This window comes from Pseudomonas arsenicoxydans, assembly GCF_900103875.1.
In the GTDB taxonomy this organism is placed as follows: Bacteria; Pseudomonadota; Gammaproteobacteria; order Pseudomonadales; family Pseudomonadaceae; genus Aquipseudomonas; species Aquipseudomonas arsenicoxydans.
This window is the reverse complement of the sequence record NZ_LT629705.1, coordinates 1,290,203-1,315,700: the sequence shown is the minus strand read 5'-3', so window position 1 is coordinate 1,315,700 and position 25,498 is coordinate 1,290,203. Positions and strand designations below refer to the sequence as shown.

Annotated in this window: 24 protein-coding genes; 16 read left to right on the top strand and 8 right to left on the bottom strand. The window is 59.8% G+C overall.

Annotation, left to right across the window (positions count from 1 at the left end):
- Positions 1–85: 85 nt before the first annotated feature.
- Positions 86–2,929: a class I adenylate cyclase gene (locus tag BLQ41_RS05885; RefSeq protein ID WP_090178163.1), complete on the top strand. Its 2,844-nt coding sequence runs from the start codon at positions 86–88 to the stop codon at positions 2,927–2,929.
- Positions 2,930–2,936: 7 nt separating this feature from the next.
- On the opposite strand, the gene rnk is transcribed toward BLQ41_RS05885, so the two are convergent.
- From rnk to cyaY, 3 genes are all read right to left on the bottom strand, one after another.
- On the bottom strand, positions 2,937–3,347 hold the full coding sequence (gene rnk / locus BLQ41_RS05880; RefSeq protein WP_090178160.1) for a nucleoside diphosphate kinase regulator: 411 nt from the start codon (positions 3,345–3,347) through the stop codon (positions 2,937–2,939).
- A gap of 189 nt (positions 3,348–3,536) precedes the next feature.
- A complete protein-coding gene (locus tag BLQ41_RS05870) occupies positions 3,537–3,749 on the bottom strand; it encodes a DUF1289 domain-containing protein (protein ID WP_090178155.1) in 213 nt (70 codons plus the stop codon).
- 4 nt (positions 3,750–3,753) lie between these two features.
- Positions 3,754–4,086 carry an iron donor protein CyaY gene (cyaY, locus tag BLQ41_RS05865; protein ID WP_090178152.1) on the bottom strand — a complete coding sequence of 111 codons (333 nt, stop codon included), beginning with the start codon at positions 4,084–4,086 and terminating at the stop codon, positions 3,754–3,756.
- Between the two features lie 329 nt (positions 4,087–4,415).
- On the opposite strand from cyaY, the gene lptM reads away from it, so the two are divergent.
- Genes lptM through BLQ41_RS05835 form a run of 6 tightly spaced genes read left to right on the top strand, consistent with a single transcriptional unit; the run spans position 4,416 to position 9,026 of the window.
- Positions 4,416–4,589, top strand: a complete 174-nt coding sequence (lptM, locus tag BLQ41_RS05860) for an LPS translocon maturation chaperone LptM (RefSeq protein ID WP_033060682.1) — start codon at positions 4,416–4,418, stop codon at positions 4,587–4,589.
- A gap of 9 nt (positions 4,590–4,598) precedes the next feature.
- Positions 4,599–5,846: a diaminopimelate decarboxylase gene (gene lysA / locus BLQ41_RS05855; RefSeq protein ID WP_090178150.1), complete on the top strand. Its 1,248-nt coding sequence runs from the start codon at positions 4,599–4,601 to the stop codon at positions 5,844–5,846.
- Positions 5,847–5,850: 4 nt separating this feature from the next.
- Positions 5,851–6,681 carry a diaminopimelate epimerase gene (dapF, locus tag BLQ41_RS05850; protein WP_090178147.1) on the top strand — a complete coding sequence of 277 codons (831 nt, stop codon included), beginning with the start codon at positions 5,851–5,853 and terminating at the stop codon, positions 6,679–6,681.
- Positions 6,682–6,694: 13 nt separating this feature from the next.
- Positions 6,695–7,420, top strand: coding sequence for a DUF484 family protein (locus tag BLQ41_RS05845; protein ID WP_090178145.1), 726 nt, complete (start codon positions 6,695–6,697; stop codon positions 7,418–7,420).
- A 2-nt stretch (positions 7,421–7,422) separates the two neighbouring features.
- Positions 7,423–8,322, top strand: coding sequence for a tyrosine recombinase XerC (gene xerC / locus BLQ41_RS05840; protein ID WP_090178141.1), 900 nt, complete (start codon positions 7,423–7,425; stop codon positions 8,320–8,322).
- Positions 8,319–9,026 (top strand): HAD family hydrolase, encoded by a 708-nt coding sequence (locus BLQ41_RS05835; RefSeq protein WP_090178138.1) that lies wholly within the window; start codon positions 8,319–8,321, stop codon positions 9,024–9,026. Before xerC ends, BLQ41_RS05835 begins: the two co-directional genes overlap by 4 nt.
- Before the next feature lie 186 nt (positions 9,027–9,212).
- Here the strand turns inward: BLQ41_RS05835 and sutA are convergent, their stop codons facing one another.
- The 4 genes from sutA to glnK all read right to left on the bottom strand — a co-directional run bounded on the left by sutA (position 9,213) and on the right by glnK (position 11,993).
- Positions 9,213–9,536 carry a transcriptional regulator SutA gene (gene sutA / locus BLQ41_RS05830; RefSeq protein WP_090178135.1) on the bottom strand — a complete coding sequence of 108 codons (324 nt, stop codon included), beginning with the start codon at positions 9,534–9,536 and terminating at the stop codon, positions 9,213–9,215.
- Between the two features lie 103 nt (positions 9,537–9,639).
- The gene (locus BLQ41_RS05825) at positions 9,640–10,065 is read right to left on the bottom strand and encodes a secondary thiamine-phosphate synthase enzyme YjbQ (RefSeq protein ID WP_090178132.1); all 426 of its coding nucleotides are present in this window, start codon (positions 10,063–10,065) and stop codon (positions 9,640–9,642) included.
- A gap of 214 nt (positions 10,066–10,279) precedes the next feature.
- Positions 10,280–11,617 carry an ammonium transporter gene (locus tag BLQ41_RS05820; RefSeq protein WP_090178129.1) on the bottom strand — a complete coding sequence of 446 codons (1,338 nt, stop codon included), beginning with the start codon at positions 11,615–11,617 and terminating at the stop codon, positions 10,280–10,282.
- Positions 11,618–11,654: 37 nt separating this feature from the next.
- On the bottom strand, positions 11,655–11,993 hold the full coding sequence (gene glnK / locus BLQ41_RS05815) for a P-II family nitrogen regulator (protein WP_002555808.1): 339 nt from the start codon (positions 11,991–11,993) through the stop codon (positions 11,655–11,657).
- Between the two features lie 417 nt (positions 11,994–12,410).
- Here glnK and BLQ41_RS05810 point away from each other — a divergent pair, with 417 nt between their 5' ends.
- The 6 genes from BLQ41_RS05810 to BLQ41_RS05790 all read left to right on the top strand — a co-directional run bounded on the left by BLQ41_RS05810 (position 12,411) and on the right by BLQ41_RS05790 (position 16,772).
- Positions 12,411–12,671 carry an accessory factor UbiK family protein gene (locus tag BLQ41_RS05810; RefSeq protein WP_090178126.1) on the top strand — a complete coding sequence of 87 codons (261 nt, stop codon included), beginning with the start codon at positions 12,411–12,413 and terminating at the stop codon, positions 12,669–12,671.
- Between the two features lie 412 nt (positions 12,672–13,083).
- Positions 13,084–13,611 (top strand): BRO-N domain-containing protein, encoded by a 528-nt coding sequence (locus tag BLQ41_RS05805; RefSeq protein WP_090178122.1) that lies wholly within the window; start codon positions 13,084–13,086, stop codon positions 13,609–13,611.
- Positions 13,612–13,822: 211 nt separating this feature from the next.
- Complete coding sequence (locus BLQ41_RS05800) at positions 13,823–14,359, top strand: N-acetyltransferase (RefSeq protein ID WP_090178119.1); 537 nt, start codon at positions 13,823–13,825, stop codon at positions 14,357–14,359.
- A gap of 33 nt (positions 14,360–14,392) precedes the next feature.
- Positions 14,393–14,563, top strand: a complete 171-nt coding sequence (locus BLQ41_RS30630) for a hypothetical protein (RefSeq protein ID WP_167360470.1) — start codon at positions 14,393–14,395, stop codon at positions 14,561–14,563.
- A gap of 354 nt (positions 14,564–14,917) precedes the next feature.
- On the top strand, positions 14,918–16,411 hold the full coding sequence (locus BLQ41_RS05795; RefSeq protein WP_090178115.1) for a YifB family Mg chelatase-like AAA ATPase: 1,494 nt from the start codon (positions 14,918–14,920) through the stop codon (positions 16,409–16,411).
- Between the two features lie 58 nt (positions 16,412–16,469).
- Positions 16,470–16,772: a hypothetical protein gene (locus BLQ41_RS05790; protein ID WP_090178112.1), complete on the top strand. Its 303-nt coding sequence runs from the start codon at positions 16,470–16,472 to the stop codon at positions 16,770–16,772.
- Positions 16,773–16,824: 52 nt separating this feature from the next.
- On the opposite strand, the gene BLQ41_RS05785 is transcribed toward BLQ41_RS05790, so the two are convergent.
- Positions 16,825–18,039, bottom strand: coding sequence for an aldose 1-epimerase family protein (locus tag BLQ41_RS05785; RefSeq protein WP_090178109.1), 1,215 nt, complete (start codon positions 18,037–18,039; stop codon positions 16,825–16,827).
- Positions 18,040–18,306: 267 nt separating this feature from the next.
- On the opposite strand from BLQ41_RS05785, the gene BLQ41_RS05780 reads away from it, so the two are divergent.
- From BLQ41_RS05780 to BLQ41_RS05770, 3 genes are read left to right on the top strand one after another with little or no spacing between them, the layout of a single operon-like run.
- Positions 18,307–19,704, top strand: a complete 1,398-nt coding sequence (locus tag BLQ41_RS05780) for an SrfA family protein (protein ID WP_090178106.1) — start codon at positions 18,307–18,309, stop codon at positions 19,702–19,704.
- Positions 19,705–19,721: 17 nt separating this feature from the next.
- Positions 19,722–22,787 (top strand): virulence factor SrfB, encoded by a 3,066-nt coding sequence (locus BLQ41_RS05775; RefSeq protein WP_090178101.1) that lies wholly within the window; start codon positions 19,722–19,724, stop codon positions 22,785–22,787.
- The gene (locus tag BLQ41_RS05770; protein WP_090178098.1) at positions 22,784–25,495 is read left to right on the top strand and encodes a putative virulence factor; all 2,712 of its coding nucleotides are present in this window, start codon (positions 22,784–22,786) and stop codon (positions 25,493–25,495) included. The genes BLQ41_RS05775 and BLQ41_RS05770 overlap by 4 nt, the downstream gene beginning before the upstream one ends.
- Positions 25,496–25,498: the final 3 nt, after the last annotated feature.

Sequence of the window (25,498 nt, the reverse complement as noted above, 5' to 3'; positions counted from 1 at the left end):
GCTTAAAAGTCCCGGGCACGAGGCGCTAAACTGCCCCTCATCCGCAGACCCTACGTCCGAGCCAATCGCGCCGGTTTGAGCTGACATGACCCGCACCCATGAAATCCGACCCGATCTGGACGAGGGAATCGACCGCAAGGTTCTCAGTCAACTGCGCGCGCGATTTCTGAAACTCAACGAAGGCCGCATGGCCCGCGCCATGGAAGGGCTGTCGACGCGCCAACAAACCGTGCTGACGCTGCTGCCACTGTTTTTCCACGTCAATCATCCGCTGTTGCCAGGTTACGTGTCGGGCAGCACGCCGGCGGGGCTGGCGAATTTCGAACCTGACGCCAACGCCCTCGCTGAAGCCCAACGCCTGACCCGATCGTTTTCCTATAAGCCGCGCCACGGCAGCAATCCGCCGCGACCGATTCACGGCCTGTTCCTGATGGGCAGCCTGGGCACCCTGGCCCAGGCCGATCAGAGCGACATGGATGTGTGGGTCTGTCACGCGCCGGACCTGAGCGAAAATGAACTCGGTGAGCTGCGTAAAAAATGTCAGTTGCTTGAAGTCTGGGCCGCCAGCCAAGGCGCCGAGGCGCATTTCTTTCTGATCGACCCGACGCGCTTCGTGCTCGGCGAGCGCGACACGCAGCTGAGTTCGGAAGATTGCGGCACCACTCAGCACTACCTGTTGCTGGACGAGTTCTACCGCACCGCCATCTGGCTGGCTGGACGCACGCCCATCTGGTGGCTGGTGCCGGTCTACGAAGAAGCGGCCTACGACCGTTACACTCATACGCTGCTGTCCAAGCGTTTCATCCGGGCTGATGAGTCACTGGATCTGGGCCATCTAGCCTACATCCCGCCTGGCGAGTTCATTGGCGCCGGGCTCTGGCAGTTGTTCAAGGGCATCGAGTCGCCGTACAAGTCGGTGCTCAAGCTGTTACTGACCGAGGTCTACGCCAGCGAACATCCGAAAGTGCATTGCCTGAGCCTGCGCTTCAAGCAAGCGGTGTTCGCCAACCAGCTGGACCTCGATGAGCTCGATCCCTACATCGTGGTTTATCGGCGCATCGAGGAATACCTCACGGCCCGTGGCGAGCCTGAACGGCTTGAACTGGTGCGCCGCGCGCTGTACCTGAAGGTCAACCGCAAGCTCACCGGCAGCAGTCGCACCCAGAGTTGGCAGCGTTCACTGCTTGAGCGCCTGGCTCATGAATGGAATTGGGATCAGCGGCAACTGGCGCTGCTCGACAGCCGCAGCCAATGGAAGGTCCGCCAGGTCAGCGCAGAGCGCCGGGCCCTGGTCAACGAGCTGAACTACAGCTACCGCTTCCTGACCCAGTTCGCCCGCAACGAACAAACCGTCAGCCTGATCAACAAACGCGACCTCAATGTGCTGGGGCGGCGGCTGTACGCGGCTTTTGAGCGCAAAGCGGACAAAGTGGAGTTCATTAACCCTGGCATCGCCCCGGATCTGGCCGAAGACACCCTGACGCTGGTTCAGGCACCCAACAAGAAAGAGCCGGGGAATGTTCAGTGGGGTTTGTACAACGGCAGCCTGGCCGCCCACGAGTGGGAACATTTCGCGCCGATCAAGCGCAGCCGCCAATTGCTGGAGTTGCTGACCTGGTGCCATCGTAACGGTGTGATCGACAGCAGCACCCGTCTCGCCTTGCACCCCGGCACCAGCGACTTGAGCGAATTTGAACTGTTCAACCTGCTCGGCAGCCTGCAACAGACCATCGCCCTGCCCTTGGTAACGGTTGCCGAAGAGCCGTTGCTGCGCGCCAGCGTGCCGAGCGAAGTGCTGATTCTGGTGAACGTCGGCGTCGATCCGCTCAAGCATCACCGCGACCTGAACATCCTGATGACCACCGAGCGCACCGACTCCTTGAGTTACGCCGGGGTCCGCGAGAATCTGGTGCTGACCCTGGACCAGGTCACGCTTAATAGCTGGAACGAAGTGCTGGTCAGCCGCTATGACGGGCCTCATGCGCTGCTCGACTGCCTGCGCGACTACCTCAACAACCTCCCTGGCGGAGCACAACAACCCAAGTTGCGGGTTCGCTGCTTTTGCCACAACCGCGCGCAATTCATCGCACGCCGGGTCGAAGAGGTCCTCGACACCGCGCAGAACCTGCTGTTGAGCAACCTCAATCATCGCTACCTGATTCAGGTCCAGCAGCATTACCACGTGCTGGAACTGGTGCCCGGCCAGGTCAATCACGTCGCCCTCGCCACGCTGCCAGCGCTGCTGGATTACCTCGGCGAAGAACTGGCGAGCTACAGCCCGCTGCAACTGGACCCGAAGGCGCTGGAGGATCACGACCTGGCGTTGCTTCTGCCCATGGGCCAGCCCGAGTGCATTCAGGTGTTCTACCGCGTCTATGAACAGCAGGCCGATGTCTATGTTCTGGACGAGTTCAATGCCTTGTGGCAACAGCGTTTGCCCTATCACGACGAACAAAGCCTGCTGGTGCCGCTGCAACGGTTCCTGCAATCGATTCAGTACCGACGCGACGCGCTGCTACCCATGAACAGCACCCAGCCCCTGAGCCTGGACACGCTGTACTACCAGCTATTGCCGTCAGGGCCAGGACGGGCGCGCCGGGTCGAGGCCCGGCCCGCGCCGCAAACCCCGGTCGACAAACCGTTCTACGACGTACAGGCAATCGTCGGCAAAGCTGCACCGGGGCAGGTGCAGGTCACGTTGTATTGCAATCAGCGGGAGTTTTCGGAGCTTGAATATGGCGACCAACTGTTCAGCGTGGTCGCCCAGGAAATCGTTGAGCAGCGCCGTGAAATCGAGCGCTATCGCTGCTACATCACCGACTTGGACCTGTCGGGCCTGATCGGTGATGGACATGGCTCAAGCAATTTGTATCTGCGCTACAAAGCTGACCTGGAGCGCGCACTGAACGAGGCGCTCGAGCAGGTCTGAGGCAGGGTCATTCCGGGAAGTGGCCGCCATTGGCAGGCTGTGATTCGACTTCCAGCAGGGTCAGTTTCAGGGTTTTTCCCCCCGGTGCCGGCCAGTCGATGTGTTGCCCGACCTTGAGACCCAGCAGCGCGCTGCCCACCGGCGCCAGAATGGAAATCTTGCCTTCATCGGCGTTGGCATCCTTGGGATAAACCAGCGTCAGGTGATAGTCCTTGCCGCTGATTTCTTCACGGCAATGCACACGTGAATTCATGGTCACGACATCGGCGGGCACTTCATCGTGACCGACCAGCGTATCGGCGCGATCCAGTTCGGTTTGCAGCGCGATAACGCCCGGCAGCGTGTCATCCAGGCTGTCGATCAGGCGCTCCAGACGTTGTACGTCCAGACGAGTAAGGGTGATGGAAGGTACGGTCATGATAAAGGCAGACTCCTTTCTTCTGCGCAGAAAAAGCAAAACCCCGCCAGAAAAAGGCGGGGTTTTCACGAGCCTCGATGGGTTGAGGCGTTTCTGGACACTATCACAGCTCAATAAATATACAAGTCAGGCCGACCAAGCCCCGATTTGCCCTTTGCAAGCTGAGTCAGAGGAGACTCTGTGGAAGCGTCAGGCGCAGGATTTGCGCTGGACCGCCTGAGCGCAGATCACTCTCCGGCGATCGTCATCCGCCGAGCGCCATTCGCGGATGTCTTCGACATGGCGAAAACATCCGAGGCAGACCTTTTGCTCGTCCAGCCGACAGACGCCGCTGCACGGCGAAGGCACTGCCGGGCTGACATTGCTGTAAAGCGGCTTGGGTGGACGAACGGGCTGGGTCACGACCTCACAGACCTTCGAAATCGAGTTCGACATCAGCCTGCTGCTTGACGATGCGCTCGAGCATCTCGCCCAGTTGCTCTTCGCTCTTGTCGCACATCCAGCGCTCGCTCTCTTCGTCATAGTCGAAGTGGAAGCCACCGGATACCGCCGCAAGCCACAGCTGGCGCAACGGCTCCTGGCGGCTGAAGATCAACTGACTGCCATTTTCGAACTTGACGGTGAGCACACCGGCCGAGCTCTCCAGATCGATATCCAGATCACTCTCGTCGAAAATATCTTCCAGCATTTGCTGGGTGGTATCGACCAGATCGTGGAAACGGGCTTCGGTCAAACTCATTGCGGCAACCTCAAAAAATGTCTGTTCACGCTCAAGCGCCGCAAGATACGGGCGAGCCCCGACGATTGCAAAGGATAACGATCAAGCGTCGATATAGGTATATCAAACGCAGTGCATGTGGGAGCGGGCTTGCCCGCGAAGGGGTCAGCAGATTCACCATCTTTGCTGACCGACCCACCGCTTTCGCGGGCAAGCCCGCTCCCACAAGGATTGCGTCTGGCCCGAATGCATCCGGAGAAGCCCCGCCGGACGGGAGCTCCGTTACATAGGCAAGCTGACGGGTGGCCGGTATACTCCGGCGCAATTAACGCATTTTCAAGGATTTCGCCATGAAGCGCCTGATCTCTTCCCTTGCTGCGCTCGTCGCGGTTGCTTGCCTTGTGTCGGCCTGCGGTCAAAAAGGCCCGCTGTACCTGCCTGACGATTCCCAGGATCCAGCCGAGCAAGCCCAATCCTCGCAAAAGAGCCCGTCGAAAGCACACAAGCACGACGTCTACCAATAAGGGAACGCCATGGACGCTTTTAACTACCGTGACGGTGAGCTGTTCGCGGAAGGTGTTGCCCTGTCGGCCATCGCCGAGCGCTTTGGTACACCGACTTATGTCTACTCCCGTGCCCACATCGAAGCCCAGTACCTGGCGTTCGCCGATGCGCTGGTCGGCATGCCGCACCTCGTCTGCTTCGCGGTCAAGGCCAACTCCAACCTGGGTGTACTGAATGTCCTGGCGCGATTGGGCGCCGGTTTCGACATCGTCTCCCGTGGTGAGCTGGAACGCGTCCTGGCCGCTGGTGGCAGCCCCGACAAGATCGTGTTCTCCGGCGTCGGCAAGACCCGCGACGACATGCGTCGCGCCCTGGAAGTCGGCGTGCATTGCTTCAACGTCGAATCCACCGACGAGCTGGAACGCCTGCAAGTTGTCGCCGCCGAGCTGGGTGTTCGCGCGCCGATCTCGCTGCGTGTAAACCCGGACGTCGATGCCGGCACCCACCCGTACATTTCCACCGGTCTCAAAGAGAACAAGTTCGGCATCGCCATCGCCGACGCCGAAGACGTGTACATCCGCGCCGCGCAGCTGCCGAACCTGGAAGTAGTCGGTGTCGATTGCCACATCGGCTCGCAACTGACCACCCTGCCTCCGTTCATCGATGCCCTCGACCGCCTGCTGGGCCTGGTCGATCGCCTCGGCGATTGCGGCATTTACCTGCGCCACATCGATCTCGGTGGCGGCTTGGGCGTGCGCTATCGCGATGAAGAGCCGCCGCTGGCTGCCGACTACATCAAAGCCGTGCGCGAGCGTCTCGACGGTCGTGACCTGGCACTGGTGTTCGAGCCGGGCCGCTTTATCGTCGCCAACGCCGGCGTGCTGCTGACTCAGGTCGAGTACCTCAAGCACACCGAACACAAAGACTTCGCCATCGTCGATGCGGCCATGAACGACCTGATCCGCCCGGCGCTGTACCAGGCCTGGATGGACGTCACCGCCGTGCGCCCGCGCACTACTGCCGCGCGCGCCTATGACATCGTCGGCCCGATCTGCGAGACCGGCGACTTCCTGGCCAAGGACCGTGAACTGGCCCTGGAAGAAGGCGACCTGCTGGCCGTGCATTCGGCCGGCGCCTATGGGTTTGTCATGAGTTCCAACTACAACACCCGTGGCCGCGCCGCTGAAGTGTTGGTGGACGGTGATCAGGCAATCGAAGTGCGTCGCCGTGAGACGGTAGCCGAGTTGTTTGCTGGCGAAAGCCTGCTGCCGGAGTAACCCCATGCTGCTGCGTTTTACCAAGATGCACGGCCTGGGCAACGACTTCATGGTCCTCGACCTGGTCAGCCAGCACGCGCACATCCTGCCCAAACACGCCAAGCAATGGGGCGATCGGCATACCGGTATCGGTTTTGACCAGTTGCTGATCGTCGAAGCGCCGAGCAACCCGGACGTTGATTTCCGTTACCGGATCTTCAACTCCGACGGCTCCGAAGTGGAACAGTGCGGCAACGGTGCGCGCTGTTTTGCCCGCTTTGTGCTCGACAAGCGCCTGACCGCCAAGCGGCAGATTCGCGTCGAGACCAAAAGCGGCATCATCGAGCTGGATATCCGCAGCGACGGCCAGATCGGTGTCAACATGGGGGCGCCACGCCTGGTGCCGGCCGAGATTCCATTCGACGCGCCAGAACAGGCGCTGAGCTATAAACTCGACGTCGATGGCACCGCGGTTGAACTGGCCGCCGTGTCCATGGGCAACCCCCATGCCGTGCTACGGGTCAGCGACATCAACAACGCACCGGTGCATGAACTGGGGCCGAAAATCGAACACCACCCGCGCTTCCCGGCGCGGGTCAATGTCGGTTTTCTCCAGGTCATCGACCGGAACCGCGCGCAGTTGCGCGTCTGGGAACGTGGCGCCGGGGAAACCCAGGCCTGCGGCACCGGCGCCTGCGCAGCTGCAGTGGCTGCGATCAGCCAGGGGTGGATGGATTCGCCGCTATTGATCGACCTGCCCGGCGGGCGCCTGTCCATTGAATGGGCAGGCCCAGGCCAACCGGTCATGATGACCGGCCCGGCAGTGCGCGTTTATGAAGGACAAGTGCGTCTTTGAGAGAGTCGAATCCATGAAAGATAAGCCCCAGGTTCCCGCCCTACAGCCCGACGAATCCCCTTCCGAAAGCCTTGAGGCGGCGGCAATTGCCGCGTACCTGGAGGCTCATCCGGATTTTTTCGTCGAGCACGAAGAACTGCTCCCGGCCTTGCGCATTCCGCACCAGCGTGGCGATACCGTCTCGCTGGTCGAGCGACAGATGAAGATCCTGCGCGATCGCAACATCGAGTTGCGTCATCGCCTCTCGCACTTGATGGACGTGGCTCGCGACAACGACCGCCTGTTCGACAAGACCCGCCGCTTGATTCTCGCACTGATGGACGCCAACAGCCTGGAAGACGTGGTGATCAGCGTCGAAGACAGCCTGCGCCAGGACTTCCAGGTGCCCTTCGTCAGCCTGATCCTGCTGGGTGACAATCCGATGCCGGTCGGTCGTTGGGTTACTCATGCCGAAGCACAAACGGCCATCGGCGGTCTGCTCTCGGAAGACAAAAGCGTCAGCGGCAGCCTGCGCGATCACGAACTGGACTTCCTGTTCGGCGAAGAACAGCGCAAGCAGATCGGCTCGACCGCCGTCGTCGCTATCAGCTATCAAGGCATCCACGGCGTCCTGGCCATCGCCAGTCGCGATCCGCAACACTATAAAAGCTCGGTCGGCACGCTGTTCCTGAGCTACATCGCCGAAGTCATGGGCCGGGTGCTGCCACGGGTCAACAGCTCCCTGCGCTCGGTACGCTGATCGTGGAACGGCAACTGGACGCTTACTGCGAACACCTGCGCAGTGAGCGCCAGGTGTCGCCCCACACGCTGTACGCCTACCGCCGCGATCTCGACAAAGTGCTCGGCTGGTGCGTCAAACAGAACATCAGCAGTTGGGCCGCCCTGGACATTCAACGCTTGCGCAGCCTGATCGCGCGCCTGCATTCACAGGGTCAATCGTCCCGCAGCCTGGCGCGCCTGCTCTCGGCAGTGCGCGGGCTCTATCACTATCTGAACCGCGAAGGCCTGTGCGATCACGACCCGGCCAACGGCCTGGCACCGCCCAAGGGCGAACGCCGGCTGCCGAAAACCCTCGATACCGACCGCGCGCTGCAACTGCTCGAAGGCGCGGTGGAAGATGACTTCCTCGCGCGTCGGGATCAGGCCATTCTGGAGCTGTTCTATTCTTCGGGTTTGCGGCTTTCGGAACTGACCGGACTCAATCTGGATCAGCTGGATCTGGCCGACGGCATGGTTCAAGTGCTCGGCAAGGGCAGCAAGACCCGACTGCTTCCGGTGGGCAAAAAGGCTCGCGAAGCGCTGGAACTGTGGCTGCCATTGCGGGCCATGACCAACCCGGCGGACGACGCGGTGTTTGTCAGCCAGCAAGGCCGGCGCCTCGGGCCACGGGCCATTCAGGTAAGGGTCAAGGCAGCCGGCGAACGCGAACTGGGACAGAACCTGCACCCGCACATGCTGCGCCACTCCTTCGCCAGCCACTTGCTGGAGTCCTCCCAGGACCTGCGAGCCGTGCAGGAACTGCTTGGCCACTCGGACATCAAGACCACCCAGATCTATACCCACCTGGACTTCCAGCACCTGGCAACGGTCTACGACAGCGCCCATCCACGGGCCAAACGCATTAAGGGCGATGATTCATGACCATCCAATTGATCACCTTCGACCTCGACGACACCTTGTGGGACACCGCCCCGGTGATCGTCAGCGCCGAAGCCGTACTGCGTGAATGGCTGACCGAGCACGCACCCAATCTGGGCGCGGTGCCGGTGGAACATTTGTGGACGATTCGCGAGCGCATCCTGGGGAGCGAACCGGGCCTCAAACACCGCATCAGCGCGCTACGCCGCCGGGTGCTGTTCCATGCGCTGGAAGAAGCCGGCTACGACCATGATCAGGCTTCTGATCTGGCCGACAAAAGTTTTGAAGTGTTTCTGCACGCACGGCATCAGATCGATGTGTTCCCTGACGTCGAGCCGACGCTGGGCATGCTGGCCAAGCACTACGCCCTCGGCGTGGTCACCAACGGCAACGCCGATGTGCGCCGGCTGGGGCTGGCGGATTACTTCAAGTTTGCGTTGTGTGCCGAAGACATCGGCATCGCCAAACCCGATGCGCGATTGTTTCACGAGGCGTTGCAGCGTGGTGGGGCGACGCCGGAGACGGCGGTGCATATCGGTGATCATCCTGGAGATGACATCGCCGGAGCACAGCAGGCGGGATTGCGGGCGATATGGTTCAACCCGGCGGGCAAGGCTTGGGAAGCCGAGAAGGCACCGGATGCCGAGATTCGCAGCTTGACCGAGTTGCCGGCGTTGTTGGCCCTCTGGAACTCCGCCTCGGCCTGATAAAGAGCCTGTGGAAGCGGGCTTGCTCGCGATAGCTGACGATCAGCCAACATTACTGTTGGATCTGATGGCCTCATCGCGGGCAAGCCCACTCCCACAGTGGCCTCGTCAACTTCGACTTTTTTTCCCGCCCATGAAAAAGCCCGCAGCGACGGCGGGCTTTTTCAGCAAGCAGGTAGCAGGCGCTTAGATAGGCCGGCTGCCGTACTTGTTGTCAGGCTTCTTGGGAGGATCGGCGACCACATTGGCCTCCACTTCCTGCACCTTGCCGCCCCGCGCCAGAAACTCTTCCATGGCCTTGGCCAGGGCGTCGCGTTCCTTGTTCTTGGCTTCAACACTCGGCAGCTCATCAACCGATACCGCAGCCTTGGCTTTGCCTTTGGCGGTCGGAACGGGCGTATCACCGCCGTCGTCTTCAGCGACGTCTTCGGCCGCTGCTTCCAGACCTTCTTCGGTTTCGTCGTCGTCGCCTACTTCGAGGTCGTCGTTTTCCAGATCATCGTCGCTCATGTTCTACCTCATGACTCTTGCGAAAAGCAGATTAGTTATAGCCCAGCTTTACCGTCTGTCGACAGCTGCCGGAAAAATTCAATAACCGTTGGTGACCAGCGGTTCATGCCTCTTCACCGTGCACGGTGGCGAGGACTTTACGGGCACCGCCAAAATCACGGTGCTCGCCCAGATAAACGCCCTGCCAGGTTCCCAGCGCCAGTCGGCCCGCCGAAATCGGCAAACTGAGCTGACAGCCAAGCACACTGGCCTTGAAGTGCGCCGGGAGGTCGTCCAGGCCTTCGTCGTTATGCTCATAGCCGTCTGTTCCTTGTGGGATCAGACGATTGAAAAATCGTTCGAAGTCGCGACGTACCGCCGGATCGGCGTTCTCGTTGATGGTCAACGACGCCGAGGTATGCTGTAGCAACAAATGCAACAGACCGACCCGGCACGCCTTGATTTCAGGCAAACCGGCGAGTAACTCGTCCGTTACCAGATGAAAGCCCCGGGGCCTTGCCCGCAGGGTTATCAGAGTCTGTTGCCACATACAGTTCTCCGCACGTTCGGGGCGCATTCTAGCGCGCTCTGGGAAAAAACAAAGGCCCTAATATTCCTTCAATCATGTAAGCCATTGGCCGCAGAAAATCGCCCGCCGTAAACACTGCCAAACATGTAGGAAAAAACCTTTCAGCAGTTCCTTCATGGACAAATCCCGGACAAAAAAATGCCCGGCAAGCCGGGCAAGTTTTTTATGCGCGTGCTTACAAGTTGTAGCCGCGTTCGTTGTGCAGTGCCAGGTCGATACCGACAGCCTCTTCTTCTTCCGTGATTCGCAGGCCCATGACAGCGTCCAGGACCTTGAGAATGATGAAGGTGACGATCGCGGTGTAGATCACCGTGAAGCCTACGCCTTTGCACTGAATCCAGACTTGTGCGGCGATGTCGGTCACGGTGCCGAAGCCACCCAGGGACGGTGCAGCGAACACACCGGTCAGGATCGCGCCGAGGATGCCGCCGATACCGTGCACACCGAAGGCGTCCAGGGAATCGTCATAACCGAGTTTGCGTTTCAGGGTGGTGGCGCAGAAGAAGCACACCACGCCCGCCGCCAGGCCGATGATCATCGAGCCCATCGGGCCAACCGTACCCGCCGCCGGGGTGATCGCAACCAGACCGGCAACCACGCCCGAAGCGATACCCAGAGCACTTGGTTTGCCGTGAGTGATCCACTCGGCGAACATCCAGCCCAGCGCAGCGGCGGCGGTGGCGATCTGGGTCACAAGCATTGCCATGCCGGCCGTGCCGTTGGCAGCAGCAGCGGAACCTGCGTTGAAACCGAACCAGCCGACCCACAACATCGCAGCGCCCATCAGGGTATAGCCGAGGTTGTGCGGAGCCATCGGGGTGGTCGGGAAACCTTTACGCTTGCCCAATACCAGGCAGGCAATCAGGCCGGCCACACCGGCATTGATATGCACCACGGTGCCGCCGGCGAAGTCGAGCACGCCCCAGTCGCCCAACAGCGAACCCGGACCGCTCCAGACCATGTGCGCAATCGGCGCGTAAACCAGAGTGAACCAGATCCCCATGAACACCAGCATCGCGGAGAACTTCATCCGTTCTGCAAACGCACCGACGATCAGCGCCGGAGTGATGATGGCAAACGTCATCTGGTAGGTGACAAACACCGCCTCAGGGAACAGCGCCGTCGGGCCAGTAATGCTGGCAGGCGTGATGCCCGCGAGGAAGGCCTTGGCAAAGCTGCCGACAAAGGAGTTGAGGTTGACGACGTTGGCTTCCATCCCCGTGGTATCGAACGCCATGCTGTAGCCATAAATGAACCACAGGATGGTGACCAGGCCGGTAATGGCGAAGCATTGCATCATCAACGAAAGAACGTTTTTGGAACGAACCATGCCGCCGTAGAACAGCGCGAGGCCGGGGATGGTCATGAACAGCACAAGGGCTGTCGAGGTCATCATCCAGGCGGTATCGCCGGAATTGAGGACTGGAGGCGCCGCCGGATCTGCCGCCATGGCCAGGCCGGGCATTACGAGGGACAACAGGGCTCCTAGCCCTGCGAATTTACGCAGAGTCATATTGTTTTCTCCTGGGGCGTTGGGTTTGTGGCGGCTTTTAAATCGCGTCGGTATCGGTTTCGCCGGTACGGATGCGAATCGCCTGTTCCAGATTGACCACGAAGATCTTGCCGTCACCGATCTTGCCGGTGTTGGCAGCCTTGGTTATCGCCTCGATAACCCGGTCCAGATCCTTGTCGTCAATGGCGACATCGATCTTCACCTTGGGCAGAAAATCGACCACGTACTCCGCGCCGCGGTACAGCTCGGTGTGACCCTTCTGCCGACCGAAGCCTTTGACTTCAGTAACGGTAATGCCCTGCACGCCGATCTCGGACAGCGACTCGCGCACGTCGTCCAGTTTGAACGGCTTGATGATGGCAGTGACTAGCTTCATGAAAACTCTCTCCCGAATTGGTGGACTTGCCCCAGGAAAACAAACCCGACTCAAGTCTAAGCGCAGTGCCTGGCTTTGTAACGCATCGTCGACCTTACCTGCCCGTCCGACGCCAGCTAACCGCTCCTCACGAAACAACTCCCCGTTCCGCTTGGCGCACTGCATTCGTCACAGCGACTGCATCAGTGCATGGGTTACTACTGACTAAGCAGAAAGCTTGCCATCTCCACAAAACCTACTGAATTCAAGCCTTTGGCCGCAGATACCCACCACATCGCCACAACACCTGACGCGTTACGCACAACAACGGTGCGATGCCGTCCATCTGCATGCGCGAAAAGCGTGCATCCCTGCCGCCGGAATTGACTATAGACACTGCGTGATACACTGCCCGCCATTGTTGACAGGACATTTGCCATGCTCGCACCCAAAGACTTCCTCGACGCCCTGACCGGCACCGCCTCACGCCTCTTCAGCGGCGAAACCCCATTGCCGAAAAGCGAAATCGAAAGCCAATTTAAGGCTTTGTTGCAGAGTGGCTTCAGCAAGCTGGATCTGGTGAGTCGTGAAGAGTTTGATAGCCAGATGGTTGTGCTGGCGCGGACCCGGGCACGGCTGGAAAGCCTCGAAGTAAAGGTCGCCGAGCTGGAAGCGAAGCTGAATCCGCCTGCCGAGTAACACTGCAAATCCCTGTGGGAGCGGGCTCGCCCGCGAATAGCGTCACCTCGGTCTACCAGCCCTCCCACACTGGATAGACCAACCCCTGTAGGAGCTGCCGCAGGCTGCGATCTTTTGATCTTCCGCCCCGCCACAATCTCGGCAACGCCCTACAAAGATCACCACCGCCGTCCGATAGCGCCGCGAAGCCCAGGTTCCTAAGCTCATCCCAGCTGAATAGTCAGCACTGGGTTTGGCGACTTGGAAGCTTAAGGTGCACGACGACCATCTCTCGAGTCATGGCGGCTGTGCGTGGGAGACCTTCGGGTCTGCCGGGTTCCTTTTGCTCCGGTTCGCCAACCCGCGTACAGCTGCCACCCCAATCGTTTGGCGACGATTGCCGGCAGCCCCATTAGCAAAAGGAGCTGTATCAATGAATAGCGATGACGCTTATTTGTCCCCCCACGTCTTCACCCGCCACAAACTCCATCTTCACGCGCTTTTGATTGAAAACCAGCCTTGGTTCAGCGCCCGAGACCTGGGTCGTCTGCTTCGCCTTTTCCTCGACGAACGCGCCGTCCGAAAACTCGATCCCGATCAACATCAAACCGCGCAAGTCGTCATCCACGGCACCCTCGAAAACACCCTGCTGATCAGCGAATCCGGCGTCTACGCCCTGCTCGTCTACCACTACTGCCCAGAATACCGAGGCCTGCGCGAATGGCTGACCCACGACGTAGTGCCAGCACTGAGAGACGCGCAACACCCCACCGCAACCGAACGCCCGATCCTGAGCCTGCTGAACTGGCCCGAGATGTCGTTGAGTTTGCTGCACTGGAATAACCAGCCGTGGATTCGGTTGCAGGATGTTCCGCAGATGCTGGCGGATAGTGAACGGCCGCAGACTGTGGTCAATGCATCGTGGTGGAAGCGTGCTTCGCGGATGTTGCAATCGCTTTAACAACCAATAGCACCACACAAACTGCATATGTATGACTTCTGGCAGCACTGGCCCACGGCTAACGCTGCCATTTCCTACATCTGAAAGCTTTTGATCTAACGCCCTTCAATAATCCCGGTTCGGTCCTACAGAACGCGGCTCCCGCGCCTGATTACGGAGCACTCTCCAGCCCTTTATCTTTCATCGCCTTGATCCCAACAGAACACGAGCGATGAGAAGAAAAGGAAAAGGTACGGAACTGCGCGACCAGACTCTCAAATCGAACGCAAGGAAGCTGGCGCACAAAACCTTCGCCAAAGACTGTGCAGCTCAAGGTCTAGAGATAGATATGTCGGTCATCAGTTTTGATCCTATTACCTCTGCTGCGATAGATGCTTCTCATCTGTGGACAGAAGCAGTCCTGTATCCATGGGATAGCATCCCGGACTGGAAGTGTAAGGACGCCAAGGGTTTCGATTTGGCGATCTGGTATGCACAAATGCTATGTGGCCTGTGCTATGCGACCCCAAGAAGAAGCACTGTTTGCATAAAGATCATCCTTTTGCAGGGGCACCCGGACAAAACCCATCCACTTCGCGGATCGATCGCTCAAATGGCGCTATTGGCGGCAGAATTTTATGCGCGGATGCTGGGGTGCAAAGAGATCGAGATACAAGATCCTGACCCTAACGTTGTCTCCTACTATCAGGAGCTCGGATTCAATTTTGACGAGACCAACCGCCTTGTCATTTACGTGGATGGCCAATAACATCAACTCATGATCCAGACACACGAGGTGTCTATGAACCAAAAAAAACGAAAGGCCAAGCTGCTATTAATTTATGAGTTTCATGTCGAGGCGCTCCGTTTAGCCGGAAACGTGTCTGTGAATCAACGACGTTTTCTTGAAGTCGGTGCAGCTCGAGGCAAAGAGCTTGAGCCTGCCGGCCTGCTAGCCGGAGTAAGAATCTAAACCCGGCTGTGCCCAACAGAGTCACCCGCTTGGTTCGGTAAAGTGAGTGTGTCTGTTGAGGATTTGCAGGTCTTAGCCTCACCGAAGCCCGCACATAAAAAACCGCTTCTTTTAGGCGGTTTTTTTTCGCCTTCGATTCAGATTTCGCCACCGTCCTTCATAGATCCAGGCAACGTCCTACAACAACCTCATCCCGCGACTGATTACGTCGCAAATCCCCACTCCCTTACGCTTCCCCCATCAGAAAGACACTCGCAACATCCTGCGAAAATTTGGCGCCTGCGCCATCACACGCTCCCGACTACCCTTCAAAAAACCGCAGGAAGCGGTTCCCGTAAAGCTCAAGGAACGACCATGTCCCTCTCCATCGTTCACAGCCGCGCCCAGATTGGCGTGGATGCGCCCGCCGTTACCGTAGAAGTCCATCTGGCCAACGGTCTGCCGTCATTGACGATGGTTGGTTTACCCGAAGCGGCAGTAAAGGAAAGCAAGGATCGGGTGCGCAGCGCGATCATCAACTCGGGTCTGCAATTCCCGGCGCGGCGCATCACGCTGAATCTCGCGCCTGCGGACTTACCGAAGGATGGCGGACGGTTTGATCTGGCAATTGCCTTGGGAATTCTGTCCGCCAGCGTGCAGGTGCCGACCTTGACGCTGGATGACATTGAATGCCTGGGAGAGCTGGCGTTGTCCGGCGCGGTACGTGCCGTGAGAGGCGTGTTGCCGGCTGCACTGGCTGCACGCAAGGCCGGGCGCTCGTTGATGGTGCCGCGGGCGAACGCCGAGGAAGCGTGCCTGGCGTCCGGCTTGAAGGTGTTTGCCGTGGACCACCTGCTGGAAGCCGTTGCGCACTTCAATGGACATACGCCGGTCGAGCCCTACGTTTCCAATGGCTTGCTCTACGCCAGCAAACCCTATCCGGACCTGAATGAGGTGCAGGGGCAAATCGCGGCCAAGCGCGCATTGCTGATTGCGGCGGCCGGGGCTCATAACCTGCTGTTTAGCGGACCGCCGGGGACCGGGAAAACGCTGTTGGCGAGTCGTTTGCCAGGTTTGCTACCTCCATTGGCCGAAAACGAGGCGCTGGAAGTCGCAGCCATTCAATCCGTCACCAGTTGCGTGCCCTTAAGCCACTGGCCGCAAAGACCCTTCCGCCAGCCCCATCACTCGGCTTCCGGCCCGGCATTGGTGGGTGGCGGATCGAAGCCGCAACCCGGCGAAATCACCCTCGCCCATCATGGCGTGCTGTTCCTCGACGACCTTCCGGAATTCGATCGCAAGGTGTTGGAGGTTTTAAGGGAGCCGCTGGAGTCCGGGCACATCGTGATTTCCCGCGCCAAGGATCGCGTGAGGTTTCCGGCGCGCTTTCAACTGGTGGCCGCGATGAACCCGTGTCCCTGTGGATATCTTGGCGAACCCAGCGGCAAATGCAGTTGCACACCGGACATGGTCCAGCGTTATCGCAACAAATTGTCGGGGCCTCTGCTGGATCGGATCGACCTGCACCTGACTGTCGCCCGAGAAGCCACGGCTCTGAATCCTGCGCTCAAACCCGGTGATGACACCGCCACTGCTGCGGTACTGGTCGCCGACGCCCGGGAGCTTCAAAACAAACGCCAAGGCTGTGCCAACGCATTCCTTGATTTGCCCGGGCTGCGTCGACACTGCAAGTTATCCACAACCGACGAGGCGTGGCTGGAAACTGCTTGCGAGCGTTTGACCTTGTCACTCAGGTCAGCCCATCGACTGCTCAAAGTCGCACGCACGCTGGCAGACCTTGAACAAGTAAATGCAATCACACGCGAGCATTTGGCGGAAGCGCTGCAATATCGGCCGGCCTCAGCGTAACTGATGACCATCACAGCAAATCATTCAGATCACTATTAAGAGGCCAGAGGGCGTCAATATGCTACCGCCTAGATTTCTCGATTTTATCAAAGCACTCACCGCGAGAACGGAGAGAGGCGAATTCTCCTGGAGTTATGACGACAACAACTCGTTTGTGAAACTCAAGGAAAATGACTTTTCTCTTTCATTGCGTTACAGCTTCAACGCCGACGAGAAATATGCGGAGTACGTTATCTATTACATCGATGAGATCGGAAATAAGGAGCATCGATTTTATACCAACCAAACCTGGAACGACTTCGATTTCATCCGGCGTCTGTTTGATGCGGCACAAGCCTCAGAAATGAGACTTCCTTTTTAACCTTTTGATGAGCGGTGAACACAGAATTCCACCGCTCATCTCGCAAGGCCGCTTACTCTTTGGTCAAATCCACCAACGGCGCCTGCCTTACCTCAGTCTCCCGCCCACCCTGAATCTCGCTCACTCGCTTCAGCGCCTTATCCACAGCCCCTTTATCTGCCAACAGGCTGTAATGAATCTGAAATTGCTTCTGCTCTTTAACCCCAATCATCGGCACCAGACCCAGCGGCCGCTGATACCGGCGGTTGTAGGAAAAGCTCGTCCCAGGCTCCAATCCGGTGACATACCCCTGCCCTTGCGTATCGGTGTTCTTCCACAACGAAAACACTGGCAACTGCTGAGTATTAAACCCAACCGACACCCCAAGGCTCCCGGCCTTGTTATGCAGCACGGTCAGCGTTTCGCCCTTGGCGTCGCCGTAAGGCACGACGTTGTAAACCGTCTCGTCGTAGTCCTTGGTCGGCGCACGGTAAGTCTGCCAATCCGGCAAATCCCCTTTGGCCTTGTCGTTGAATGGCGACACCTGTTTCACCGGCGCCACAAACCTTGCGCCCTGTTCCAGGAACGGCGTGCTGAAGTTGCTGTGGTACAGCGCCTGGTATTCCTTCGGATAGTCGCCGTTGTTGGTCAGCGTGTCGTTGAGGGCGAACGCGACGCTGCCGGGTTCAGTGACCAGCTCGGTGGCGACGGAGAAGTCGACTTTCTTGAACGCCTGCTCTTTCAGCTCGCCGCGCAGGCTGATGGCATAAGGTGGTTTTTCGTCGATGTGCAGGGTGACTTTGCTGGCGGGAATGTTAGCGGCGCGGCCATGCAGGGTCAGGAGTTCGCCGTTGTCGATGCCGGGGTGGCCGACCCATTCGTAACCACAGCGGGCGACCAGTTCGTTGAAGCCTTCGAGCCAGCCCAGTCCGCCTCGGCCGTTGAGTTCGATGAAGGACGGATTGACCACGTCCTTGACCGGCGAATCCCAGCCCATGCGCACATCGCCGACAGATGCTTGCAACACGTTCATCCCGCGAGTTGGCACCACCGAAAGTTTCAGCGCGCCGTTATCGATGTCGACGATGCTGACGCCTTCTTGCCGACCGCCGTGCAAGGTGCGAAGGGTCACGGAAAAAGGTCGGTCGGTCTTCACCCCGAGTTGTTGGCTGGTGATCTGCCAATTCTGGGGAGCCTTGTCGCTGTCGAGCAGCACGTAATCCCAGGCCAGGGCGTGAGAGGCAGCGGTGAGCGCCCCGAAGGCGATAGCGAGTTTAAGCGGGTTCATGGGGAAAGCCTTTCTTGGAGTTGTGCGTTTTTTATAACGCTGATGAAACGTTTCAGCAAGCTTAAAAAAGCCCCCCTCCGAGCCTTCCCAAGTCAAATCAAATTGACCTCATGCAACCTCCGCACACTTACGCTAGTCTCATACGGTTTTGGACCTCCGCTAATTGACGGCGACATCATTATGACATTAAGGTCGCCAGCTAATTGCAGGAGCAAGCGCAGACACCTTTGTCTGTCAATTTTGCGCAACGGAACATATGGAGTTTGAATGCGCGGGGCACTATTACGCAGCGGTAAGAGCGGGTCATTTATTGCCCTGGGCGAAACAGGTCAACCGGTCTACCGGGCTGCCTTGCAATTGCGCGAAGCCATTCGCCGCAAAAATCCCGAGTTGGTCGATCATCTGGCCATCCCTCAAAGCGATGAGCTCGGTAACCAGATCGACTGGTACAGCGGCCTCGACGGCGATGTAATTCCGTGGAGCAGTGCGACCGAAGAAGAACGCGCCCCTGCCCGCCGCCAACTTGAAGCGCTGAAAACCGCGCTCGAAGAGTTGAGCCAGCGTTTCCTGGTGACTGATTCCGGCGAACCGCAGCAAGGCGACAAAGCCGTGTTCGGCAAGCTACTCAAGCGCGTCATTCATTTCCCCGACGAGAATTTCGTCTACCTGGTGCAGGGCAAACCGGTGCTGACCTTTTGGGGTTTCGAGCATGCCGGTAACGGTACTCGCGATCCCCTGCACTGCCTCTATCAGGTTCCGCCCGCGTTCACGCTTCCACCTGAGGTCGAGCCCGCGCCTGTTGTTGCGCCCGTCGTGCCGGTGGTCGCCCGTCCATGGTGGCGTCGCTGGTGGTGGCTGTTACTGCTGCCACTCCTGCTGCTGCTTTTGTGGCTGTTGCTCGGTTTGCGCGGTTGCGTGCCGATTCCGTTGGTCGCGGTAAACCTGCTGCCTGAGGGCATTGTGCCGGCGGAAAAACAACTGGAAGAGCCGCAACTGCCTGGCAAGGTCACGACGTTGAATGGCATTCCAGTGAATGGCACGGTTGTGGGCTCCACTACAGGAACCGGCACCGCCGTGACCGGAACTCATGGCGTGGAAGCGCCGGCGGTCGAAGGTAACGAGGCTGACACAGCGCCCGCCGGCGTGACCCAAGACCCGGCCAAAGACCCTGCGAAAGATCCGGCAGCAGACCCGGCCGCCGAATCGCCAACCGCGCCACCCGAAAACAAAACCGCACCGCCGGATATCACATCGCCCGAGGGCGAAAAACCCGCCGCTGCCACAAAACCCGGCCCTCCCCTGAGCATTCCGCCAGACGCTGCCGACGGTGCCGCCAAGTTCCTCGACGGTCAGTTCCGCGCCGGTGCCGGTATTCAGGATCGCCGAACCGGCAAACCCCTGCGTCTGGAATACCAGCTCAAGGACGGTAAGGGCGAAGTCACCGTACACCAGGCCGACGGCACGAAATGCACCGGGCCGGTGAGCGCTACTATGAAGGGTGGCAGCCTGGCCATCGACAGTCAGGGCCAGGCCGTGTGTGGCGATGGCAGCACTTACGACATGCCCAAGGTCAACTGCCGCAAAGGGGCGACCACAGTCGCAGACTGCACCGGCGGTTATGGCAAAGAACAATTCCCCATGTCCATGCGGCACGTGGCCGAATAAAAACGGAATAACCCGACATGTTGCCTGAAGTCACCCAATTCGAAGACACCGTCACGCTGGTCAGCGACACCGGCATCCAGTTCATGGATTTCGCCCTGCGCCTGGATCCTCGCAAAGAACCGGCGGGCGAGTTCGCGCCGATGATCAGCGGGTTGATCTGCCGCCTGTCGTACAACGAAGAGAAAGACTTCTTTTTCTACGAGCCGGAGCCGGAAAAGGTCGAGAAGGCCAAACCTGCGTTCAGCGTCGACATGAAAAGCAGCCTCGAGCTACTCGATGGTGTCTGGCTGCCGACCCCGTTTTTCCGTTTCATGCCACCGCACCGCTTCGACGAAGGCCCGACCAACTGGTCGCGCATGCGCCTGGTCAAACTGGCGACACCCGACATTGACGGCAACACCCACCGCCTGACGATGGCCTTCGACAGCCGCGTGATGCCCAAGCGTGACGGCACTGCTTACCTGGCGCCAAACGAAGAAGACATCAGCTCCGGCGTGTCCTTCAAATTGGCGACGAAGGCCAGCGAAACCCGTTGGTTCCTGGCCCAGCCGTGGGTCAACGAGTGGCTGTTGGAAGTGTTCAACGAGGGCAATGCCCACCGCTCGCGCGCAGAGCTGGACACCGATATCCGCGCCAATTATCACTTGGCGCACTACCTCAACTTGCTCAGCCTGTTGAGCACGCCGTCAGCTGCCCAGCAATCAACGGTTCGTGCAAAAGTTGAAATCCCCGAACTGAAAGTAGTCGCCAACGACAGCAATGGCCTGGTCAAACCGATTCCGGTGGACCTGGTGCTGGACGTCGGCAACTCGCGCACCTGCGGCATCCTGATCGAAAACCACGGTCAGGCCGGCTCCGGGCTGAAGCAGAACTACGTGCTGGAACTGCGCGATCTGATCACCCCTGAGCACACCTATAACCTGCCGTTCGAAAGCCGCGTCGAATTCGCCCAAGCGTATTTCGGCAAGGACCATTGCTCGGTCAAGAGCGGCCGGCACGATGCCTTCCAGTGGGCGACGATCGCCCGGGTCGGCAACGAGGCCAGCCGTCTGGCCAGCCGTCGTCGCGGCACCGAAGGCTCCACCGGCCTGTCCAGTCCGAAACGTTACTTGTGGGATGAAAACGCCTACGGCCACGGCTGGCGCTTCAACTGCTCGTACATCAAGACCGACAGCGAGCCGTACGCCACTGCCGCGCCCTTCTCGCACCTGATCAACGAAACCGGCGAGGCGCTTTACAGCCTCGAAGAAGACGATCGTCTGCCGGTGTTCATGCCGCGTTATTCGCGCAGCTCGCTGATGACCTTCATGCTCGCCGAAGTGCTGGCCCAGGCGCTGTCGCAAATCAACAGCCCGGCCCAACGCTCGCGCCAGGGTCACACCCGCGTGCCACGCCAGCTCAACAGCATCACCCTGACCGTGCCGCCGGGCATGCCCCAGGCCGAGCGCAGCATCCTCAACGAACGCATGCTGCAAGCCATCGGCCTGGTGTGGAAAAGCCTCGGCTGGCATACCGGCGAGGAAGACCCTCATTTGGATCAGGCCGTCAGCCCGCGTACGCCGATCCCGAGTATTCGCGTGGAATGGGACGAAGCCTCCTGCGGCCAGTTGGTGTACCTGTACACCGAGGTTAACGAGAATTTCGCCGGTCACCCGGAGGAGTTTTTCGACACCATCGCCCGGCCGGACAAGACCGACCGCGAACGCATCACCCTGGCGACCATCGACATCGGCGGCGGCACCACCGACCTAGTGATCACCGACTACCGCCTCGACCGCGCCGGCAACACCGGCAGCGGAAGCAACGTGCACATCGTGCCCGAGCAGCGTTTTCGCGATGGCTTCAAAGTGGCCGGTGACGACATCCTGCTGGACGTGATTCAGGACTTCATCCTGCCAAGCTTCGAAAAAGCCTTGCAGAACGCCGGAGTGAAAGCCCCGGATTCGCTGATGTCGCGGCTGTGCGGCGACGAATCGGTCAGCGCTCAGGATATGATCCTGCGCCAGCAATTGAACCTGCAGGTGTTCGTTCCGCTGGGCCTGGCGCTGCTCAAGGCGTACGAGCACTACGATCCGCAGGTCCCGCAAGAAGTCACCCCGCAAAGCTATCGCCAGTTGCTCGGTGACAACGCGATCAGCCAGACCGTGCTCGACTACGTCAACGCCGCCGTGCGCCGTGATGTCGGTGGTCAGAGCGGTTTCGACCTGTATGCCGCGCCGATCAGCTTCGACCTGCAAAAGCTCCACGCCGCGTTCCTCAACGACCAGATCAACATCACCAAGATTCTCGGTGCGCTGTGCGAAGTGGTCGCGCATTACCCGTGCGACGTCCTGCTGCTGACTGGCCGCCCTTCGCGCCTGCCCGGCATCCAGGCGTTCATTCGCAAGGTGCTGCCGCTGCCACCGGGCCGCATTCTGGCGCTGCAAAACTACCGCACCGGCGGCTGGTATCCGTTCCACAAGAACGGCCGGATCGACGATCCGAAAAGCACTGCCTCGGTTGGTGCGATGCTCTGCCTGTTGTGCGCCAACCACAGCGTGCCGAACTTCTACTTCCGTGCGTCGGCGCTCAAGCCGTATTCGACGGTCAAGCACATCGGCGTGATCGACCTGAACAACGTGATCAAGGATGCCGACGTGCTGTACCGCGACATCCAGTCCGAAGACTACAAAATCAAGCTGCCGGAAATCGGCGTGGGTGAAGCCGCCGACACGCCACAACTGGAAATGCGCGGCGATCTGCGCCTCGGTTTCCGCCAACTGGCCGCTGACCGCTGGGCCGCCTCGCCGCTGTACACCTTGCGGTTCACCAAGGCCGGTCGGGAGAAGTTCTCCCGCGCGGTGGGTGAAAACGGCAGTGCGCCGTTGCTCAAGGTACGGTTCGAGGTCAAGCCGGCGGACAAGTACACCCGCAAGCAGGATCTGGTCAGCGACCGCCTCTCGGTTCGCAACATCGAATCCAACTGTAACAACGTCAACTTCAACCCGCGCAGCGACCTCGAGCTGGAACTCAACACCATGCTCGACGCCGGCCTGAGCGAGACCAAGTACTGGCTCGACAGTGGAAGTGTGAAACGCAAATGAATGACCTGACCCCCGATCAAACTCAGCTCTCTGCCAGTTGGGCCGCTGTTTATGAAGGCGCCGGTCAGGCGCTGGACTGGATTGCCCAGACGCGCGGCAATGCGCCGCGCCTGGACAGCGAAGCCGACAACCTGAACATCCGCCTGCACCGTGCCCGCAACCTGGCTCACAGCCTGGGTCGTGTGGCCTGCACGCCGATGACCATCGGCTTTTTCGGCTTGTCCCAGGCCGGCAAGTCCTACCTGATCTCGGCGCTGGCGGCCGGTCAGAACGGCAAACTGGAAACCGATTTCGGTGGCCAACGCCTGGACTTCATCAAGCACATCAACCCGGTGGGTGGCGGCAAGGAAGCCACCGGCCTGGTGACGCGCTTCAGTCGTCGCGCCACGCCTAGCCAGGATCCGCAGTTCCCGGTCGAGCTGACGCTGTTCAAGGAAATCGAGCTGGCGAAGATTCTCGCCAACTCCTGGTTCAAGGATTTCGACCTTGAACGGATTTCCTACGAGATCGACGAAGAGCGCATCCAGCGTGTGCTGAAACCGTTCGAAGGACGCGAGACCGGGCCGCTGCAACCGGGCGTCAGTGCCGACGACCTGGTTTCACTGTGGGATTACCTGCGGGACAACTTCCGTAACTCGGTGAAAAAGCTTGAGCACCTGTATTGGCCGACGGCTTTGCAACTGGCGCCGCGCCTGAACTTCCAGGAACGCGCCGAGCTGTTTTCGATCCTTTGGGGTGAGCAAAGCGAGCTGACGCGTGTGTACCAGCAATTGGCTGGCGCGCTGCACAAACTGGGCCTGCCCGAAACCGTGTTCGCCCCGCTGCACGCCTTGGTGAGTTTCGAAAACGACACCTACAGCCAGCGCGATAGCATCATGAACGTCGACATCCTTGAGCGCTTCGGCAGCCCGCAGGACTTGCCGATTGACGTGCGTCCCCAGGTCGACGGCCGCCTGCAAAACAGTCAGGGCATCCCGGTCGCGCAACTGGCAGCACTGACCGCCGAGATGACCTTCGGCCTGATCGAGGCTCCGGCGGACGACATCGTCAACCAGGTCGACTTGCTGGACTTCCCCGGTTATCGCGGACGCAAGAAGCTGCACGAGATCGCCGACTCCCGCGACCCGGAATCCAGCACCAAGGACAACTCCGTCTCGCAGTTGATCCTGCGTGGCAAGGTCGCTTACCTGTTCGAACGCTACACCGATAATCAGGAAATGAACGCGCTGGTGGTCTGCACCGGCTCGACCAAGCAGAGCGACGTCAATGACGTCGGTCCGGTGCTGACGCGCTGGATCGAGAAGACTCAAGGCGCCGATGCAGCCGCTCGCAGCAAACGCGACACCGGCCTGATCTGGGCGCTGACCATGCTCGACCTGCGCATCACCAACTCCCTGAGCCTGACCCCTGATCAGTATGACGAGAGCTGGAACGGCATGGTCAAGCTGACCATGCTCGAGCGTTTCGGCAGCTTGAGCTGGATGAACGATTGGGCCGGCACGCCGTTCCAGAACACCTTCCTGGTGCGCAAACCGCGGATGGACGCGGCGTTCATCGTGCAAGACGAAAGCGGCGCCGAGACCGGCCTCAATGCCAGCTACCAGGATCGTGTCGACGCCCTGGGCGTGAGCTTTGCCGACAACGAACTGGTGTGCAAACACATCAACAATCCGGCCAATGCCTGGAAAGAAATGCTGCGCAACGATGACGGTGGCATCAGCCACTTCAGCAGCAGTTTCAAGGGCGTGGCCAACATCGAATTCAAGTTGCAACGCATCCGCGAGCAATTGAGCGAATGCCTCGAAGGCCTGACCACTCACGGCCTGAGCACCTGGTACCACGCCGACGCCGATGGTGCCGCCGCCGCGAAGAAAGCCCAGGCACAAATGATTCTGACCGGCCTCGGCCGTCGCCCGGCAGTGCTCGGCGAGCTGATCGATCAACTCGACATGCCCAGCGAGGAGGTGCGCGACCTGTACCTCAGCGGCGTGTACGAAACCGATGACGAGCCGGCCGCTGACAATGAACCTGTCGCCCCGACACCGAGCCAGAGCCTGTACGGCAACGACGCCGGGTTCGATTTCGATTTCGGTGACGACACAAGTCCTGAAGCGCCGGTCAGCAACAACGCCGGCGCCCCGGCGCCCGAGTTGCAAAGCAACGAGCACCGGTTCGCCAAAGCCGCCTTCAAGGCCTGGATCGCGCATTTGCGTGAACTGACCACCCGCCAAAGCCTGCTCAACCTGCTCGGTCTGGAAAAGGCCTTGCTCGAAGCGGTGGTCGACGAACTGATCACCGCCGGCTATCGCCAGGACTTGCCGGGGCAACTGAGCCGCGCCGTCCTCAAGCGTGCACAAAGTGGCGCGCGCCGCGATCAACTGGTCGAGCGTCAGGTATTCGAAGTGCAACGTGTGCTGCGTGATTTCGTGTCCTGGTTCGGCTACCTGCAGAAGCCGGTGAGCGAGCGTCCGAACAGCCGCGCCGGTGCCAAGGCGCCGCTGTTCTCGTTCTACACCGACGTTGGTCCGGGACAAGTGCCCGTGCTGCCAGCACAACCGGCGAACCAGGCGCAACGCTACCTCGGCGACTGGCTCTCGGGCCTGGCCTATATCACGCAGGACAATGCCGGCCATGGTGCCGGACGTGAAATCACCCCTGAACAGAACGAACGGCTGGGCAAAGTGCTCACAGCCTTCGTAGCGAGATAAGTA

Bases quoted from the DNA above. Each gene is read 5' to 3' on its own strand.
- BLQ41_RS05885 (WP_090178163.1), top strand. From the start codon at position 86: ATGACCCGCACCCATGAAATCCGACCCGATCTGGACGAGGGAATCGAC.
- rnk (WP_090178160.1), bottom strand. From the start codon at position 3,347: ATGACCGTACCTTCCATCACCCTTACTCGTCTGGACGTACAACGTCTG.
- cyaY (WP_090178152.1), bottom strand. From the start codon at position 4,086: ATGAGTTTGACCGAAGCCCGTTTCCACGATCTGGTCGATACCACCCAG.
- lptM (WP_033060682.1), top strand. From the start codon at position 4,416: ATGAAGCGCCTGATCTCTTCCCTTGCTGCGCTCGTCGCGGTTGCTTGC.
- lysA (WP_090178150.1), top strand. From the start codon at position 4,599: ATGGACGCTTTTAACTACCGTGACGGTGAGCTGTTCGCGGAAGGTGTT.
- dapF (WP_090178147.1), top strand. From the start codon at position 5,851: ATGCTGCTGCGTTTTACCAAGATGCACGGCCTGGGCAACGACTTCATG.
- BLQ41_RS05845 (WP_090178145.1), top strand. From the start codon at position 6,695: ATGAAAGATAAGCCCCAGGTTCCCGCCCTACAGCCCGACGAATCCCCT.
- BLQ41_RS05835 (WP_090178138.1), top strand. From the start codon at position 8,319: ATGACCATCCAATTGATCACCTTCGACCTCGACGACACCTTGTGGGAC.
- sutA (WP_090178135.1), bottom strand. From the start codon at position 9,536: ATGAGCGACGATGATCTGGAAAACGACGACCTCGAAGTAGGCGACGAC.
- BLQ41_RS05825 (WP_090178132.1), bottom strand. From the start codon at position 10,065: ATGTGGCAACAGACTCTGATAACCCTGCGGGCAAGGCCCCGGGGCTTT.
- BLQ41_RS05820 (WP_090178129.1), bottom strand. From the start codon at position 11,617: ATGACTCTGCGTAAATTCGCAGGGCTAGGAGCCCTGTTGTCCCTCGTA.
- glnK (WP_002555808.1), bottom strand. From the start codon at position 11,993: ATGAAGCTAGTCACTGCCATCATCAAGCCGTTCAAACTGGACGACGTG.
- BLQ41_RS05810 (WP_090178126.1), top strand. From the start codon at position 12,411: ATGCTCGCACCCAAAGACTTCCTCGACGCCCTGACCGGCACCGCCTCA.
- BLQ41_RS05805 (WP_090178122.1), top strand. From the start codon at position 13,084: ATGAATAGCGATGACGCTTATTTGTCCCCCCACGTCTTCACCCGCCAC.
- BLQ41_RS05800 (WP_090178119.1), top strand. From the start codon at position 13,823: ATGAGAAGAAAAGGAAAAGGTACGGAACTGCGCGACCAGACTCTCAAA.
- BLQ41_RS30630 (WP_167360470.1), top strand. From the start codon at position 14,393: ATGAACCAAAAAAAACGAAAGGCCAAGCTGCTATTAATTTATGAGTTT.
- BLQ41_RS05795 (WP_090178115.1), top strand. From the start codon at position 14,918: ATGTCCCTCTCCATCGTTCACAGCCGCGCCCAGATTGGCGTGGATGCG.
- BLQ41_RS05790 (WP_090178112.1), top strand. From the start codon at position 16,470: ATGCTACCGCCTAGATTTCTCGATTTTATCAAAGCACTCACCGCGAGA.
- BLQ41_RS05785 (WP_090178109.1), bottom strand. From the start codon at position 18,039: ATGAACCCGCTTAAACTCGCTATCGCCTTCGGGGCGCTCACCGCTGCC.
- BLQ41_RS05780 (WP_090178106.1), top strand. From the start codon at position 18,307: ATGCGCGGGGCACTATTACGCAGCGGTAAGAGCGGGTCATTTATTGCC.
- BLQ41_RS05775 (WP_090178101.1), top strand. From the start codon at position 19,722: ATGTTGCCTGAAGTCACCCAATTCGAAGACACCGTCACGCTGGTCAGC.
- BLQ41_RS05770 (WP_090178098.1), top strand. From the start codon at position 22,784: ATGAATGACCTGACCCCCGATCAAACTCAGCTCTCTGCCAGTTGGGCC.